A 16,356-nucleotide genomic window follows, 5' to 3' on the forward strand; every position below is an offset into this window, starting at 1 on the left:
CGGTTTCGCGCAGCTGTGTCCGGCAAGCCACGCGATATCCTGCTCGGTGTGCGAGGTGCCGAGAAACGGATTCGCTAGCGCCGTCTGCGCCGTGAGGCGGGTTGGAACGGATGCGGCGGGCGGCATTCGGGTCTGCCGCGACCGCTCAGTTCTCCCGCTTTGCCAGCCAGTCCTCGAGCCACTTGATCGTGTAGTCGCCGTTCAGGAACTCCGAATCGCGGATTAGCTGCTGGTGCAGCGGGATCGAGGTCTGGATGCCTTCGACGACCATCTCCTCCAGCGCGCGCTTCAGCCGCATGATGCAGCCCTCTCGCGTGCGACCGTAGACGATGAGCTTGGCGATCATCGAATCGTAATAGGGCGGCACGCGGTATCCGGCATAGAGGCCCGAATCGACGCGGACGTGCATGCCGCCCGCCGCGTGGTAGCTGGTCACCAGGCCCGGGGATGGGGCGAACGTGAAGGGGTTTTCCGCGTTGATTCGGCACTCGATCGCGTGCCCGGTGAACCGCAGTTCCTCCTGCGCCACGGACAGCGGCTTGCCTTCGGCGACGCGGATCTGTTCGCGCACCAGATCGACGCCGGTGATCGCCTCGGTCACCGGGTGCTCGACCTGCAGGCGGGTGTTCATTTCGATGAAGTAGAACTCGCCGTTTTCCCAAAGGAACTCGATCGTGCCCGCGCCGCGATAGCCCATCGCGGCCATGGCATCGGCGCAGGTCTTGCCCATGCGGGCGCGATCCTCGGCGCTGATCACGGGCGATGGCGCTTCCTCGAGCACCTTCTGGTGGCGGCGCTGCAGCGAACAGTCCCGCTCGCCGAGGTGGATGGCCTGTCCGTTGCCGTCGCCGAAGATCTGGAATTCGATGTGGCGCGGGTTGCCGAGGTACTTCTCGATATAGACCGTGTCGTCGCCGAACGCCGATTTCGCCTCGCTGCCGGCCTGTTTCATCAGGGTTTCGAGCTGGTCTTCGGACGGGCAGACCTTCATCCCGCGCCCGCCGCCGCCGCTCGCCGCCTTGATGATCACCGGATAGCCGATCGCTTCAGCGATCTGCTTCGCCTCCTCGAGGTCGGAGACCGCGCCGTCCGAGCCGGGCACCAGGGGCAGGCCCAGTTCGCCGGCCGACTTCTTGGCCGCGACCTTGTCGCCCATCGTGCGGATGTGTTCGGGCTTCGGCCCGATCCAGATCAGCCCGTGCGCCTCCACGATCTCGGCGAACTTGGCGTTTTCCGACAGGAAGCCATAGCCGGGATGGATCGCGTCCGCGCCGGAGATCTCGGCCGCGGAAATGATCGCCGCCATGTTGAGGTAGCTGTCGGTCGCCGAAGGCGGGCCGATGCAGATCGCCTGGTCGGCGAGCCGCACGTGCATCGCATCGGCATCGGCGGTGGAGTGCACTGCCACCGTCTCGATACCCATCTCGTGCGCGGCGCGATGGACACGCAGCGCGATCTCGCCGCGGTTGGCGATGAGAATGCGCGAAATCGTCATGCCCTGGCCCCGCTCAGTCGATCACGACGAGAGGCTGGTCGAACTCCACCGGCTCGCCATGGCCGACGAGGATCTTCGCGATGGTGCCGGACTTGGGCGAGGGGATCGCGTTCATCACCTTCATCGCCTCGACGATCAGGAGCGTGTCGCCGGCCTTTACCGCCTTGCCGACTTCGACAAAGTTGGCGGCGCCCGGTTCGGGCGAGAGATATGCGGTGCCGACCATCGGCGACTTGACCGCATCGACCGGCGCCGCGGCGGGCGCGTCGATGACGGGAAGAGCGGAGACCGCAGCGGGAGCGGCGGCGGCCATCGGCGGCGCCATCACCGCGGTGGCTGCCATCGCTGGAGCGGCGCGCGAAACCTTGATCTTGCGGTCTCCGTCCTCGACCTCGATCTCGGTCAGGCCGGTTTCGGCCAGCAGTTCGGCCAGTTCGCGCACCAGCGCGCTATCGACATTCATGCCGCCGGTACGGGTGCCGGCAGGGGTCTTGGCTTCGCCCATCAATTCCTCTTTCGGAGGTTGTCTGTTGGCGTAGCGCGCTACGCCGAGACGACACGGAGGGCAAGGGGCGTGACCGTTTTCCCCCACCGGCGGCATTCCCCTTACTTGTCGGCGCCCCTGATCTTCCCCCATTGGCGGGCGACCGTGTAGCCCAGGTAGCCGGTGCCGAAGAGCGCGTAGAGCGGTTCGGGAATGCCGTTGAGATAGCCGGTCATGCCATTGCCGATGCCTTGTGCCGCTTCGGGATCGAAGGCGGCGACCAGCCCCATCGGGATGGCGAACAGGATCATGACGTACATCACGTAGAGAAACCCGGGGCGGGCGCGGCTCGTCCACGGATCGGCGGACTGCGCTTCGGCGACGATGGCCGACAGCTGCGCCTCGATGATCTCCATCTCCTGCGTCCCCTCGAGCCGGAGGAGTTCGAGCTTGGCCTTCTCGCGGGCGGTCTTGTCGGGGATGACCCGGTCGATGATGTGGGTGAGCGGGCCGAGAAGCGAATCGAGTAGGGGCATGGCAATGCGGCTCCTGAGAATGCGGGGTATCGTCAGAAGCAGGCCGACGGCAGTGTAGGAAAATAAAAACCGTGGCGCGGGCGGAGCCTTTCGCCCATGCCTGCGGTGCGCGCGATGGCGGGGGAGCGAGGCCATGGCGGTGACGGTCGAAGCGATGAGCGGACCCGAGATCGAGCGGGCGATCGGCGACCTGGCACGCCTCAGGATCGCGGTCTTCGCCGACTTTCCCTACCTGTATGACGGCGACGCTGAATACGAGGCGGGCTACCTGCGTGAATTCCTCGCCGCGCCCGATGCGCTGCTGGTGGCGGCGCGCGATGGCGATCGGATCGTCGGCGCGGCCACCGCTTCGCCGATGCGGGCGCAAAAGCCGGAGTTCCGCCGACCGTTCGAGGAACGCGGACTGGATTCCGCATCGCTGTTCTATTTCGGCGAAAGCGTCCTGCTGCCCGCCTATCGCGGCCACGGCATCGACCACGCCTTTTTCGATGCACGAGAGGCGCAGGCGCTGCGCTGCGGCGCACGGGCGGCCTGTTTCGCCGCCGTCATTCGACCGGTAGACCACCCCGACCGGCCCGACGGCTATCGCCCGCTGTACGAATTCTGGCGAAGGCGCCGCTATGCGCCGGTGGACGGTTTCGTGGCGCATCTGGCCTGGAAGGAACATGGCGAGGAAGCCGAGAGCGAAAAGGCGATGCAATACTGGCTGCGAGAGTTCTGAGCGCACTTGGCGCGAGAGAAGGCCTGATCGTGACGAATTCCACCAATGCTTGCGTGATTTGAGGCGAAACTCTCTTGCCCATCGCTGCTATCGTGGCGGAAATGTTCGTCGGTTTGATCACCGGCAGGGGAAGGGCAGGATGCACGACTATCAGACCGGGTTCGGCAATCACTTCGAGACCGAGGCCATCCCCGGTGCCTTGCCGATCGGCCGCAACAGCCCGCAGCGCCCCGCCTTCGGGCTTTATGCCGAGCAGTTCTCGGCCAGCGCCTTTACCGCGCCGCGCGTCGAGAACAGGCGGGCGTGGCTATATCGCATGCGCCCGACCAGCCAGCACCGCCCGTTCGCCCCCTATGCCGGTGGGACCGGGATCGAGAGTGCGCCGGTCGGCCACGTGCCCGTCAGTCCGAACCGTTTGCGGTGGGATCCGCTGCCCATTCCGCCCGAAGGCGCCGATTTCGTCGACGGGCTGGTGACCTACGGCGCGAACGGCGATGTCGGCACCGGGGCGGGCATCGCGGTGCACCTCTACGCCGCGGACCGTTCGATGGAGCGCCGGGCCTTCCAGTCGAGCGACGGCGAAATGCTGATCGTGCCGCAGCATGGCACGTTGCATATCGATACCGAGATGGGGCGGCTGGACGTGCCGCCCGGCCATCTTGCGCTGATCCCGCGCGGCCTGCGTTTTCGCGTCGCGCTCGACGGTCCCTCCCGCGGCTATGTCTGCGAGAACTACGGCGCGCCGTTCCGCCTGCCCGATCTCGGCCCGATCGGTGCGAACGGGCTCGCAGGTCCGCGCGATTTCGAGACGCCGGTGGCCTGGTTCGAGAACCGCGACGAACCCTTCGAATGGATCCAGAAGTTCCAGGGCGCACTGTGGTCCACCACGCTCGATCGCTCGCCGTTCGATGTCGTCGCCTGGCACGGCAACGTCGCGCCCTGCCGTTATGACCTGGCCCGCTTCAACACCATCGGCACGGTCAGCTTCGACCATCCCGATCCCTCGATCTTCACCGTCCTGACTTCGCCGAGCGAGGTGCCCGGCACCGCCAACTGCGATTTCGTGATCTTTCCGCCGCGCTGGATGGTGGCCGAGGATACATTCCGGCCCCCGTGGTTTCATCGCAACGTGATGAGCGAATTTATGGGCCTGGTGCATGGCGAATACGACGCCAAGGAGGGTGGCGGCTTCGTGCCGGGCGGGGCGAGCCTGCACAACCAGATGAACGGACACGGGCCCGATGCCGAATCCACCCGGCGGGCCATGGAGGCGGAGCTCAGGCCGCACAGGATCACCGACACGCTGGCCTTCATGTTCGAGAGCCGCTGGGTGATCCGCCCGACCCGGCAGGCCATGACCAGTCCGCAACGGCAGGACGATTACGACGAATGCTGGGCCGGCTTTCCCCAGGCCGAACTGCCCGGCAAAGAAGGATGACGATGCCAGACCATACCCCGGACCATACCCATGACCCGAACGCGAGAAGCTGGGTCGGCGAAGCGAACGAACATCCCGACTTCCCGGTCCAGAACCTGCCCCTGGGCGTGTTCGCCCCGGCCGGGAGCGAGGACTGGCGCGGCGGCGTGGCGATCGGGGACAGGCTCGTGTGCCTGCGCGGTGCGGCGCCGCTGCTGCAAGGCCGGGCAGCCGACGCGGCGCGGCTGGCCGACGCCGGCTCGCTGAACGCCCTGTTCGCGCAGGGCAACGAAATGGCCGATGCCCTGCGCGAGGGCCTCTTCGCGCTGCTGACCGAAGCGGCGAACGCGGGCGAGGCGGAGAGGGTGCTGTTTCCCGCCGACGAGTGCCGGATGGCTGTCCCGTTCCAAGTCGGCGACTACACCGATTTCTACACCGGGATCGAACACGCCAAGAACGTCGGCGCGCTGTTTCGCCCCGACAATCCCTTGCTTCCCAACTACAAGTACGTGCCGATCGGGTACCACGGCCGCGCATCGTCGATCCGCGCGAGCGGCGCCGAGTTGATACGCCCGCACGGACAGATCCGCAGCGCCGAGGGCAAGCCGCCGCATGTCAAGCCGAGCGAGCGGCTCGACTACGAAATGGAGATGGCGATCTGGACAAGCGGCTCCAACCCGCTGGGCCAGCCGATTTCCATTGGCGAGGCGGGGCGGCACATCGCGGGGCTGTCGATCCTCAACGACTGGTCGGCGCGCGATCTCCAAGCCTGGGAATACCAGCCGCTCGGGCCCTTTCTTGCCAAGAACTTCCTTTCCACCGTCTCGCCCTGGCTGGTTACGAGCACGGCTCTGGCCCCGTTCCGAACCGCGCAGCCGGCACGGCCTCAAGGCGATCCAAAGCCGCTCGACTACCTGTGGGACGACGCCGATCAGCAGGCCGGCGCCTATAGCGTCGAAATGGAAGTGCTGATCGAGACTGCCGCGATGCGCAAGGCGGGCATCGCGCCGCATCGTCTCTCCAAGGGGCCGATGACCGCGATGTACTGGACCGCGGCGCAACTGGTGACGCACCATACGGTCAACGGATGCAATCTCCAGCCGGGCGACCTGCTCGGCACGGGAACGCTGTCGGGGCCGGACGCGGCCAGCTTCGGCTCGCTGCTCGAACTGTCGAACGGCGGCAAGAACCCGCTGTCCCTGACGGGCGGGGAGACGCGAACCTTCCTCGAGGACGGGGACGAGATCATCATGCGCGCCCACGCCCGTGCCGATGGCGCGAGGTCGATCGGCTTCGGCGAATGCCGGGGAAGGGTGCGCGGATGACGCTGGTCCTGCACGACTACTGGCGATCGGGGACCAGCTACCGCACGCGGATTGCGCTCAACCTCAAAGGCGTGTCCTACGACCGCGTCACGCACGATCTGCGCGCGGGCGAGCAGAAGGCGGCGGCCTATCTCGACCTCCAGCCGCAAGGGCTGGTTCCGGCGCTCGAAGTTCGGCCCGGCGTGGTGCTGCCGCAGAGCGTCGCGATCCTCGAATGGCTGGAGGAAGCCTATCCCGATCCCCCGCTGCTGCCGCCAAGCGCCGACGAGCGGGCATTGGTGCGCGCCATGTGCGCGGTGATCGGAAGCGACATCCACCCGCTCAACAACCTGCGCATTCTCAAGCAGTTAAAGGCAATGGGTCACAAACAGGACCAAATAGACGACTGGGCCCGCCAATGGATCGCGGAGGGTTTTGCCGCGCTCGACAGGATGATCGGCCAGTATGGGGAGAGGTACGCCTATGGCACGACGCCCACGCTGGCCGACTGCTATCTCGTGCCCCAAGTCTATTCGGCGCAGCGCTTCGGGACCGATCTTTCACCATACGACAACCTGATGGCGGCCTGTGACGCGGCCCTGGCGCATCCGGCGGTGATTGCCGCGCACCCCGATCGCCAGCCCGACGCCGATCCCATTGCCTAGGCGAATTGGGCCTTTGCTTCGTCCAGCCGTCCCTGCAACTGGGCGCGGAGGATCGCGACGAGGCCGCTGACCTTGGGCGAGAGATGCCGGCGGGTGGGATAGACGGCCCAGATCGGTTCGTCCTCCGGCCGTTCGTCCGCCAGCACTTCCTGCAGGCGCCCGGCGGCAAGGTGATCGCGCACGTAGAAAGCGGGAAGCTGGCACACGCCCATCCCGGCGAGACAGGCATCGACCACCGTCGCACCCGAATTGCACTGCCAGCGACCTTGCGGGCGATAGCTCTGCCCGCGCCGGAAATGCCAATGCGACGCCGATCCGAGCAGGCAGTCGTGCCCGGCAAGATCCGCGATGTCGCGCGGCTGGCCCCTTAGCGAGAGGTAGTGGCGCGAAGCGACCGTCACCAGTTCGCGCTGCGCGACGCGGGTGGCGATCAGCCGCGAATCCTCGAGATGGCCGGTTCGCACGGCCAGGTCGAAGCCGCGGCTGATGATGTCGACCACGTCGTTGTCGAGGTCGAGCGTCACCCAAAGCGCGGGATGCTCCTGCGCGAATTCGCGGACGAGAGGCGCGACGAAGCGTTCGCCGAGCGCGTAGGAGCAGGTCACGCGCAAGCTGCCGCTGGGCTGGCCCTGAGCCGCTATGCCCGCGATCGCATCCTCGCGCTCGTCGACGAGGCGCTGGCATCGTTCGAGGAAGATGCGCCCGGTTTCCGTGAGATGGACCGAGCGGGTGGTGCGGTTGAACAGCTGCGTCTGCAGGCGGCTTTCCAGCCGGGCGACGGCACGGCTCATGTGAGTGACCGATGCGCCGAAGGCTTTCGCCCCCGCGGTGAAGGAGCCGGCGCCGGCCACGGCGACGAATTCCTCCAACCCGTCCCAGCCGCCGATCATGACCAATTCTCCACTGTAACCTTGCGGGGATAATGCTTTGCGCAATTCGCGCATTATCACTGTCGGTGGCGAACGCTAGGCTCCACGCCGTTCGCGCACAGTCTGGGAGTCCGTTGCCATGAAAACCCGCGCCGCCGTCGCCTTCGAAGCGAAGAAGCCGCTCGAGATCGTCGAAGTCGACCTCGAGGGCCCCAAGGAGGGCGAAGTCCTCGTCGAGATCATGGCGACCGGCATCTGCCACACCGACGCCTACACTCTCGACGGGTTCGATTCGGAAGGCATCTTCCCCTCGATCCTCGGCCACGAAGGCGCCGGCATCGTCCGCGAAATCGGCCCCGGCGTCACCAGCGTAAAGCCCGACGATCACGTCATCCCGCTCTATACCCCCGAATGCCGCCAGTGTAAGTCGTGCCTGTCGGGCAAGACGAACCTGTGCACCGCGATCCGCGCCACGCAGGGGCAGGGGCTGATGCCCGATGGCACCAGCCGGTTCAGCTTCAAGGGGCAGCAGATCTTCCACTACATGGGCTGCTCGACCTTTTCCAACTTCACCGTTCTTCCCGACATCGCGGTGGCGAAGATCCGCGATGACGCGCCGTTCAAGACCAGCTGCTACATCGGTTGCGGCGTCACCACCGGCGTCGGCGCGGTGACCAACACCGCCAAAGTGCAGGTCGGCGAGAACGTCGTGGTCTTCGGCCTTGGCGGCATCGGCCTCAACGTCATCCAAGGTGCGCGGCTGGCGGGGGCGAGCAGGATCATCGGCGTCGACATCAACCCCGACCGCGAGGAATGGGGCCGCAAGTTCGGCATGACCGACTTCCTCAACACCTGGGGGATGAGCCGCGACGAGATCGTCCAGAAGGTCGTCGCGATGACCGACGGCGGCGCGGACTACACCTTCGACGCCACCGGCAACACCGAAGTCATGCGAACCGCGCTCGAGGCCTGCCACCGGGGTTGGGGCACCAGCATCATCATCGGCGTCGCCGAAGCAGGCAAGGAGATCAGCACGCGCCCGTTCCAGCTGGTCACCGGGCGCAACTGGCGCGGCACCGCGTTCGGCGGGGCCAAGGGCCGCACCGACGTGCCGAAGATCGTCGACTGGTACATGAACGGCAAGATCGAGATCGATCCGATGATCACCCACGTGCTTTCGCTTGACGAGATCAACAAGGGCTTCGACCTCATGCATGCGGGGGAATCGATCCGGTCGGTCGTGGTGTACTGACCGGGCGTCCCCGTCGAAGCATGGGAGATGGATGAATGTACAGTCACGTGATGGTCGGCACGAACGACATCGAAAAGGCCCGCAAGTTCTATGACGCGCTCCTGGGCGTGCTGGGCGCGGGCGAGCCGATGGTGAACGTCACCGACGACGGGAAGACCCGGCTGTTCTATCGCACGCCCACCGGCATGTTCGGCGTGGGCGAGCCCAAGGACGGCGAACCGGCGACGGTCGCCAACGGGGCGACCATCGGGTTCTGGTGCGAGACGCCCGAGCTTGTGACCAAGCTACACGACGTGGGCGTCGCCAATGGCGGCACTTCGATCGAGGACCCGCCGGGCGTGCGGCAGAGCAGCATGGGGCCGATGCACCTTTGCTATCTGCGCGATCCCGACGGCAACAAGTTGTGCGGCATGCACATGTCGGGGGCCTGATGGCGGAAACGCTGAACATCGAAACGAAGTCGATCAATCGCAGTCACGGCGGGGTGCAGGGGGTCTATTCCCACGCCTCCGCCGTGACGGGCACCGGGATGACCTTTTCGGTCTTCGTGCCGGACCACGAGCCGGGCGCAAGGCTGCCGGTGCTGTGGTACCTTTCGGGCCTGACCTGCACCCACGCCAACGTGACGGAAAAGGGCGAGTTTCGCGCTGCCTGTGCCGAGCACGGCGTCATATTCGTGGCGCCGGACACAAGCCCGCGCGGCGATGACGTACCCGACGACGAAGGCTATGATTTCGGCAAGGGTGCCGGGTTCTACGTCGACGCGACGCAGGAGCCCTGGGCATGGCATTTCCGCATGCGCAGCTATATCGAGCGCGAACTGCCGGACGTGATCGCGGCGAACTTTCCCGCCGACATGGACCGGCAGGGCATCACCGGCCATTCGATGGGCGGGCACGGCGCGCTGACCATATCGCTGCGCAATCCGGGCCGGTTCCGCTCGACCAGCGCGTTTTCGCCGATCGTTTCGCCGCTGAACTGCCCGTGGGGCGAAAAGGCGCTCGCCGGTTATCTCGGCGAAGACCGCTCGGCATGGCGGCCCTACGACGCCTGCGCCCTGATCGACGATGGCGCGCGGCTGCCTGACCTTCTGGTGGATCAGGGAACGGCGGACGATTTCCTGGAAGGTCAGTTGAAGACCCACCTGCTGCGGGAGGCGGTCGAACGCGCCGGCATGGCCGCCACCATCCGCATGCAGGAGGGCTACGACCACTCCTACTATTTCATATCCACCTTCATGGCCGAACACGTCGGCTGGCACGCCGAGAGGCTGAAGGCATGAGGACCGCCGACCTGCTGGCCAACTACTACGATGCCTTCAACCGCGGCGATGCGGACGCGATGCTGGCGCTCTTGACCGACGACGTCGTCCACGAGCCCAGCCAGGGCGTGCCGCGCCGCGGCAAGGCGGCGTTCGCCGAATTTCTCGGTCACATGAACCGTTCCTATGCCGAACGCGTCATCGAACCGGTGTTCCTGGCTTCGGACGATGGATCCCGCGCGGCGGCGGATTTCATGCTGGAGGGGCGCTATCTCGCCACCGATCCCGGCCTGCCGGATGCGCAGGGACAGACCTATCGCCTGCGCGTCGGTGCGTTCTTCGACATTGCGGACGGCAGGATTTCGCGGGTTTCCAATCACTACAATCTTGCGGACTGGCTCCGGCAGGTCCAGGCTCCCGCTAGCCATGGACAGGATTGACGAGATCGTTTCCCGCCATGCCGGGCGGGAATGGCCATTGCTGCCGATCCTGCACGACGTGCAGGCTGAACTGGGTGCCATCGACAGCGCCGCTGAAGCGCGCATCGCGCAATTGCTCAACCTGACCCGAGCCGAAGTGCACGGGGTGGTCAGCTTCTACCACGATTTCAGTGCCACGCCCGACCCGCGCCCGGTGGTGCAGGTCTGCCGGGCAGAGGCGTGCCAGTCGCGCGGGGTGGAAGCGATGATCCCGGCGGCCAGGGCGGCAGCGGCCGACCGGGTAAGGATCGAGACCGTCTATTGCCTTGGCCTGTGCAGCGTCGGCCCCAACGCGCGGATCGGCGATGAACTTCATGCCAGGCTCGATGCCGATGCGCTGGCAAGACTGGTGGAGCAGGCATGACCGGCACTGCCCGCATTTCCGACGATGCGCTGGCCCGGGCCTGCGGGGCGGACCGCGTTGCCGCCCGGTTCGAACAGCTCGGCTGGGCGGTGGAGCGGGTGTCGAGTTGGGGGATGCACTGGCTCGAACCGCTGGTCGAAGTGAACGGCATCGGCTGGGGGCCGGTGACAGTGGGCCGCGTGGCCGAAATCGCCGGGGGCGGGGCAGACGACCTGTGCATCGGCCCCATCGCCACGCATCCCTTCATCGCCGGGCAACAGCGGCTGACGTTCGCGCGCGCTGGACGCACGCGGCCCCTCAGCTTCGCCGACTATGCCGCGACCGGCGGCTGGGAAGGGCTGGACCGCGCCCGGCGAATCGGTGCGGATCAGGTGCTGGCCGAAATGGTGCAATCCGGCCTGCGCGGGCGCGGCGGGGCGGGCTTTCCCGCAGGTACCAAGTGGCAGACCGTGGCTGCGGCCCCCGGCGACCGCAAATATGTCGTCTGCAACGCGGACGAGGGCGACAGCGGCACCTTTGCCGACCGCATGGTCATGGAAGGCGATCCCTTCGCGCTGATCGAAGGCATGGCGATTGCCGCGTACGCCGTCGGCGCACAGCAGGGCTATGTCTATCTGCGAAGCGAATATCCCGATGCGATCCGCAAGATGGAGGCCGCTATCGCCCTTGCCGCAGGGCGCATCGCGCCGTTCCGCATCGAAGTCCGCGTCGGCGCGGGCGCCTATGTCTGCGGCGAGGAGACCTCGCTGCTCAATTCGCTGGAAGGCAGGCGCGGCGAAGTGCGTGCCAAGCCGCCGCTTCCCGCAATCGAAGGCCTGTTCGGCTGCCCGACAGTGGTCAACAACGTGCTGACGCTGGCCGCCGTGCCGCATGTCCTGCGCGAGGGCGGGGCCGCTGCCTACGAAACGCTCGGCATCGGGCGTTCGAAGGGCACCATGCCGATCCAGATCGCCGGCAACGTCAGGCATGGCGGGCTTTACGAGACCGCGTTCGGCCTGACCTTGCGCGAACTGGTCCACGACATCGGCGGCGGCACTGCCTCCGGCCGTCCGGTGAAGGCGGTGCAGGTCGGCGGGCCGTTGGGCGCCTACATCCACCCCGACCAGTTCGACATCGCTTTCGATTACGAGACCTATGCCGCCGCCGACGCGCTGATCGGGCACGGCGGCATCGTCGTGTTCGACGACAGTGCCGACATGGCCGCGCTCGCCCGCTTCGCGATGCAGTTCTGCGCCGCGGAAAGCTGCGGCAAGTGCACGCCGTGCCGGATCGGGTCGATGCGCGGCATGGAAACCATCGATCGCATCCTCGCCGGAGGTCGCGTGGCCGACCGGATCGAGACCGCGCCGCAGATGCACAACGCCCGCAAGTCGCCGCGCAGCCATGCCGAGGAAGTCGCCCTGCTCGAAGACCTGTGCGAGACGATGAAATTCGGTTCGCTTTGCGCGCTGGGCGGGTTCACGCCCTATCCGGTGCTGTCGGCCCTGCGCCACTGGCCGGAGGATTTCGGCCCGGTTCGAGAGGTGGTCGCGGCATGAATGGCACCGAACAGGCGCGCGTCATGCGGCTGGGGCTGGAAAACGTTAGCGACGGCGAACTGGTCCGTCCGCTGGCGATAGAGGCGCCGGTTGCGATCGAATACAACGGGCTGGGCTATGCGGTGATGATGGCGACGCCCGATCACCTCGAGGATTTCGCGCGGGGCTTCACCCTTTCCGAAGGTCTCGTCGACAGCGTGGCCCGGATCGAGGCGATCGACGTGCACGAGATCGCGGACGGCTGGATCGTGCGCATCGCGCTTCCGCCAGAAGCGATGGAGCCGGTGATCGCCCGCGCCCGCACCCGTGTTTCCGAATCGAGTTGCGGCCTGTGCGGCATGGACAACATCGCCGAGGTGTTGCGACCCCTGCCGCGCATTGCCGCCACCATCCAAACGACGCGCGAAGCGATCGCCCGCGCACTGTCGCGGCTGCACCATCACCAGCCGATGGGGCTTCGCACCGGCGCGATGCATGCCGCCGCCTTCTGCGCGCCAGACGGTACCATCCTGCTGGCGGCAGAGGATGTTGGCCGTCACAACGCGCTCGACAAGCTGATCGGCGCGATGGCGCGGGAAGGGCGCGATGCCGCCACAGGGCTCATCCTGCTGTCGGCGCGGTGCAGTTTCGAACTGGTCGAGAAGACCGTGCGCGCCGGGTGCCCGCTCCTCGTGACGATCTCGGCGCCGACCAGCCTTGCCGTCGATCGCGCGGCGCAGGCGGGGCTGGCGCTGGTGGCGCTGGCCCGGCGCGATTCGGTGCTGGTCTTCGGCGATCCGCAGCATGTCCTGCTGCAAGAGGGAGAAGCCTGATGGGGTACGCTAAGCAGCCCGATCTCGGCACTCCGCCGAGCGCGGGCGCGACGTTCGTTACCCTGACCATCGACGGCCGCGCGGTGACCGTGCCCGAAGGCACCAGCGTCATGCGCGCCGCGGCCGAGGCGGGGGGAGACATCCCAAAGCTCTGCGCGACAGACATGGTGAAGGGCTTCGGCTCGTGCCGCCTGTGCCTCGTCGAAGTGGAGAGCATGCGCGGCACGCCCGCTTCGTGCACCACGCCGGTCGCCGAAGGCATGGTCGTGCACACCCAGACGCCGCGGCTGGAAAAGCTGCGCCGCGGGGTGATGGAGCTCTACATCTCCGACCATCCGCTCGATTGCCTGACCTGCAGCGCCAACAACGATTGCGAGTTGCAGGACGCCGCCGCCGAAGTGGGCCTGCGCGACGTGCGCTACGGCTATGACGGCGCGCATCACATGCGGCAGGCCGACGACACCTCGAACCCCTACTTCGCGTTCGAGCCGGACAAGTGTATCGTCTGCTCGCGCTGCGTGCGCGCCTGCGACGAGGTGCAGGGTACCCTGGCGCTGACGATCGACGGGCGGGGGTTCGGATCGAAGATTTCCGCCGGCACCGCCGCCGACGATTTCCTGTCGAGCGAGTGCGTGTCCTGCGGCGCCTGCGTTCAGGCCTGCCCGACCAGCGCGCTCATGGAAAAGAGCGTCATCGAACTCGGCAAGCCCGAACGCTCGGTCGTCACGACATGCGCCTATTGCGGCGTCGGCTGCACCTTCCGCGCGGAAATGCGGGGCGAGCAACTCGTGCGGATGGTGCCGTGGAAGGACGGCAAGGCGAACCGGGGCCACTCCTGCGTCAAGGGCCGCTTCGCCTGGGGCTATGCCAACCACAAGGACCGGATCACCACCCCGATGATCCGCGATGCGATCGACCAGCCCTGGCGCGAGGTCGGCTGGGCCGAGGCGATCGACTTCGCCGCCGGCAGGCTGAAGGCTATCAGAGCAGAGCACGGCGCACGGGCGCTGGGCGGCATAACCTCCAGCCGGTGCACCAACGAAGAGACGTTCCTCGTCCAGAAACTGGTCCGCGGCGGGTTCGGATCGAACAACGTCGATACCTGCGCCCGGGTCTGCCATTCGCCCACCGGCTACGGACTGAAAACGACGTTCGGCACCAGCGCGGGCACGCAGGATTTCGACAGCGTCGAGCACAGCGACGTCATCCTCGTCATCGGCGCGAACCCGACCGACGCGCACCCCGTCTTCGCCAGCCGCATGAAGAGGCGCCTGCGCGGACAGGACGGGAGGCCGGCCGCCAGGCTGATCGTCATCGATCCGCGCCGCATCGACCTCGTCCGCTCGCCGCACATCGAGGCGGCGCATCACCTGCCGCTGCAACCCGGCACCAACGTCGCGGTGCTGACCGCGATGGCGCATGTCATCGTGACCGAGGGTCTGGTGGACGAGACGTTCGTGCGCGAACGCTGCGAGATCGACGCCTTCGAGGACTGGGCGCGGTTCGTCGCGGACGAGCGTCATTCGCCCGAAGTGCTCGAAGCGGTGACGCGGGTGCCGGCGGCCGACTTGCGAGCGGCCGCGCGGCTCTACGCCACCGGTGGCAACGCTGCGATTTATTACGGCCTTGGCGTCACCGAACACAGCCAGGGGTCGAGCACGGTCATGGCCATCGCCAACCTTGCGATGGCGACCGGCAACATCGGCCGCCCCGGTGTGGGCGTGAACCCGCTGCGCGGCCAGAACAACGTGCAGGGCGCTTGCGACATGGGCAGTTTCCCGCACGAATTGTCGGGTTATCGCCACATTTCCGACGCCCAGACCCGCGCGCTGTTCGAGGAGGACTGGTGCGTGACGCTCGATGCCGAACCGGGCCTGCGCATCCCCAACATGCTCGACGCCGCGGTCGACGGCACGTTTCGCGCCATCTACATCCAGGGCGAGGACATCCTGCAGTCCGATCCCGACACCCGCCATGTCGCCCAGGGGCTGGCAGCGATGGACTGCGTCATCGTCCACGATCTCTTCCTCAACGAGACTGCGAGCTACGCCCACGTCTTCCTGCCGGGCAGCACCTTCCTGGAGAAGGACGGCACTTTCACCAATGCCGAACGCCGCATCCAGCCGGTGCGCCGGGTGATGGACCCGGCCAATGGTTACGAGGATTGGGAAGTGACCCAGCTCCTCGCCCAGGCGATGGGCCTGGACTGGAACTACGCCCACGCCAGCGAGATCCTCGCCGAGATCGCGCGCCTGACCCCGACATTCGCGGGCGTATCGTGGAAGAGGTTGTGCGAGGTCGGCTCGCTGCAATGGCCGGTGAACGAGGCGTTTCCCGATGGCGCTCCGGTCATGCATGTCGACGGCTTCGTGCGCGGAAAAGGCCACTTCGTCGTCACCGAATACGTCCCGACCGACGAGAAAACCGGCCCGCGCTTTCCGCTGCTGCTGACGACGGGTCGGATCCTGTCGCAATACAATGTCGGCGCGCAGACGCGGCGCACGGCCAACACCGCCTGGCACCCGGAGGATCTGCTGGAAATGCATCCTTCCGATGCCGAGAACCGGGGCTTGAAGGACGGTGACTGGGCCCGCCTAGCCAGCCGCAAGGGCGAGACGACGCTGCGGGTGAAGGTCACGGAACGCGTCGCGCCGGGCGTGGTCTATACCACCTTCCACCACCCCGAAACGCAGGCCAATGTCGTCACCACCGAGTTCTCCGACTGGGCCACCAACTGCCCCGAATACAAGGTGACCGCGGTGCAGGTCATGCCCAGCAACGGGCCGACCGACTGGCAGGAGGACTACGCCGGCTTTGCCGAGCGTTCGCGCCGGATCGACCATCTGCACGAGGCGGCCGAGTGAGCGCGCGGGACCGCCTCGTCTACATGGCCAACCAGATCGCCCGCAATTTCGAAGCGATCGGTCACGATGCCGCGGCGCGGGCCACGGCGGACCACATCGCGCAGTTCTGGGACCCGCGGATGCGGGCGGCGATCGCCGGAGACGAAACGGATTTGTCGGACACCGCCGCGCGCGCCTTCGCGATCCTGCGCGAAACCGGCGAACCGGCTCCGCAGACCCGCGCGACCGTCTTCAACGCGGCAGACGGAGGCGGGCGTTCCGACGCGGGCTGACCGGCAGGGCTTGCCGCTTCACC

At 66.8% G+C, this 16,356-nt stretch carries 17 protein-coding genes; 13 read left to right on the forward strand and 4 right to left on the reverse strand.

Annotated features, from left to right (window positions below; genetic code table 11):
- Positions 1-145: 145 nt before the first annotated feature.
- From accC to J2X37_RS11090, 3 genes are all read right to left on the reverse strand, one after another.
- Entirely contained in the window at positions 146-1,495 is a 1,350-nt protein-coding gene (gene accC / locus J2X37_RS11080; RefSeq protein ID WP_310021161.1) for an acetyl-CoA carboxylase biotin carboxylase subunit, read from the reverse strand.
- Between the two features lie 13 nt (positions 1,496-1,508).
- Positions 1,509-2,000, reverse strand: coding sequence for an acetyl-CoA carboxylase biotin carboxyl carrier protein (gene accB / locus J2X37_RS11085; RefSeq protein ID WP_310021163.1), 492 nt, complete (start codon positions 1,998-2,000; stop codon positions 1,509-1,511).
- A 101-nt stretch (positions 2,001-2,101) separates the two neighbouring features.
- Entirely contained in the window at positions 2,102-2,515 is a 414-nt protein-coding gene (locus J2X37_RS11090; RefSeq protein WP_310021165.1) for a holin family protein, read from the reverse strand.
- A 133-nt stretch (positions 2,516-2,648) separates the two neighbouring features.
- On the opposite strand from J2X37_RS11090, the gene J2X37_RS11095 reads away from it, so the two are divergent.
- The 4 genes from J2X37_RS11095 (at position 2,649) to maiA (ending at position 6,622) form a co-directional block, all read left to right on the forward strand.
- The gene (locus J2X37_RS11095; RefSeq protein ID WP_310021167.1) at positions 2,649-3,236 is read left to right on the forward strand and encodes a GNAT family N-acetyltransferase; all 588 of its coding nucleotides are present in this window, start codon (positions 2,649-2,651) and stop codon (positions 3,234-3,236) included.
- Between the two features lie 139 nt (positions 3,237-3,375).
- Entirely contained in the window at positions 3,376-4,674 is a 1,299-nt protein-coding gene (gene hmgA / locus J2X37_RS11100) for a homogentisate 1,2-dioxygenase (RefSeq protein ID WP_310021169.1), read from the forward strand.
- Entirely contained in the window at positions 4,671-5,978 is a 1,308-nt protein-coding gene (fahA, locus tag J2X37_RS11105) for a fumarylacetoacetase (RefSeq protein WP_310021170.1), read from the forward strand. Before hmgA ends, fahA begins: the two co-directional genes overlap by 4 nt.
- On the forward strand, positions 5,975-6,622 hold the full coding sequence (gene maiA / locus J2X37_RS11110; RefSeq protein WP_310021171.1) for a maleylacetoacetate isomerase: 648 nt from the start codon (positions 5,975-5,977) through the stop codon (positions 6,620-6,622). Before fahA ends, maiA begins: the two co-directional genes overlap by 4 nt.
- On the opposite strand, the gene J2X37_RS11115 is transcribed toward maiA, so the two are convergent.
- On the reverse strand, positions 6,619-7,512 hold the full coding sequence (locus J2X37_RS11115) for a LysR family transcriptional regulator (RefSeq protein ID WP_310021173.1): 894 nt from the start codon (positions 7,510-7,512) through the stop codon (positions 6,619-6,621). The two genes, maiA and J2X37_RS11115, sit on opposite strands and share 4 nt — an antisense overlap.
- Before the next feature lie 118 nt (positions 7,513-7,630).
- On the opposite strand from J2X37_RS11115, the gene J2X37_RS11120 reads away from it, so the two are divergent.
- From J2X37_RS11120 to J2X37_RS11160, 9 genes are read left to right on the forward strand one after another with little or no spacing between them, the layout of a single operon-like run.
- A complete protein-coding gene (locus J2X37_RS11120) occupies positions 7,631-8,743 on the forward strand; it encodes an S-(hydroxymethyl)glutathione dehydrogenase/class III alcohol dehydrogenase (RefSeq protein ID WP_310021175.1) in 1,113 nt (370 codons plus the stop codon).
- 35 nt (positions 8,744-8,778) lie between these two features.
- Complete coding sequence (locus tag J2X37_RS11125) at positions 8,779-9,174, forward strand: VOC family protein (RefSeq protein ID WP_310021177.1); 396 nt, start codon at positions 8,779-8,781, stop codon at positions 9,172-9,174.
- A gap of 11 nt (positions 9,175-9,185) precedes the next feature.
- Positions 9,186-10,025 carry an S-formylglutathione hydrolase gene (gene fghA, locus J2X37_RS11130; protein ID WP_310021689.1) on the forward strand — a complete coding sequence of 280 codons (840 nt, stop codon included), beginning with the start codon at positions 9,186-9,188 and terminating at the stop codon, positions 10,023-10,025.
- Positions 10,022-10,444, forward strand: a complete 423-nt coding sequence (locus tag J2X37_RS11135) for a ketosteroid isomerase-related protein (protein WP_310021179.1) — start codon at positions 10,022-10,024, stop codon at positions 10,442-10,444. Before fghA ends, J2X37_RS11135 begins: the two co-directional genes overlap by 4 nt.
- Complete coding sequence (locus J2X37_RS11140) at positions 10,431-10,847, forward strand: NAD(P)H-dependent oxidoreductase subunit E (protein ID WP_310021181.1); 417 nt, start codon at positions 10,431-10,433, stop codon at positions 10,845-10,847. Before J2X37_RS11135 ends, J2X37_RS11140 begins: the two co-directional genes overlap by 14 nt.
- Positions 10,844-12,385, forward strand: a complete 1,542-nt coding sequence (locus J2X37_RS11145) for an NADH-ubiquinone oxidoreductase-F iron-sulfur binding region domain-containing protein (protein WP_310021184.1) — start codon at positions 10,844-10,846, stop codon at positions 12,383-12,385. The genes J2X37_RS11140 and J2X37_RS11145 overlap by 4 nt, the downstream gene beginning before the upstream one ends.
- Complete coding sequence (gene fdhD, locus J2X37_RS11150) at positions 12,382-13,197, forward strand: formate dehydrogenase accessory sulfurtransferase FdhD (RefSeq protein ID WP_310021186.1); 816 nt, start codon at positions 12,382-12,384, stop codon at positions 13,195-13,197. Before J2X37_RS11145 ends, fdhD begins: the two co-directional genes overlap by 4 nt.
- Entirely contained in the window at positions 13,197-16,061 is a 2,865-nt protein-coding gene (gene fdhF / locus J2X37_RS11155) for a formate dehydrogenase subunit alpha (RefSeq protein WP_310021188.1), read from the forward strand. Before fdhD ends, fdhF begins: the two co-directional genes overlap by 1 nt.
- Positions 16,058-16,333 carry a formate dehydrogenase subunit delta gene (locus J2X37_RS11160; protein ID WP_310021190.1) on the forward strand — a complete coding sequence of 92 codons (276 nt, stop codon included), beginning with the start codon at positions 16,058-16,060 and terminating at the stop codon, positions 16,331-16,333. Before fdhF ends, J2X37_RS11160 begins: the two co-directional genes overlap by 4 nt.
- Positions 16,334-16,356 lie beyond the last annotated feature (23 nt).

This window comes from Croceicoccus sp. BE223, assembly GCF_031457155.1.
Classification (GTDB): Bacteria; Pseudomonadota; Alphaproteobacteria; order Sphingomonadales; family Sphingomonadaceae; genus Croceicoccus.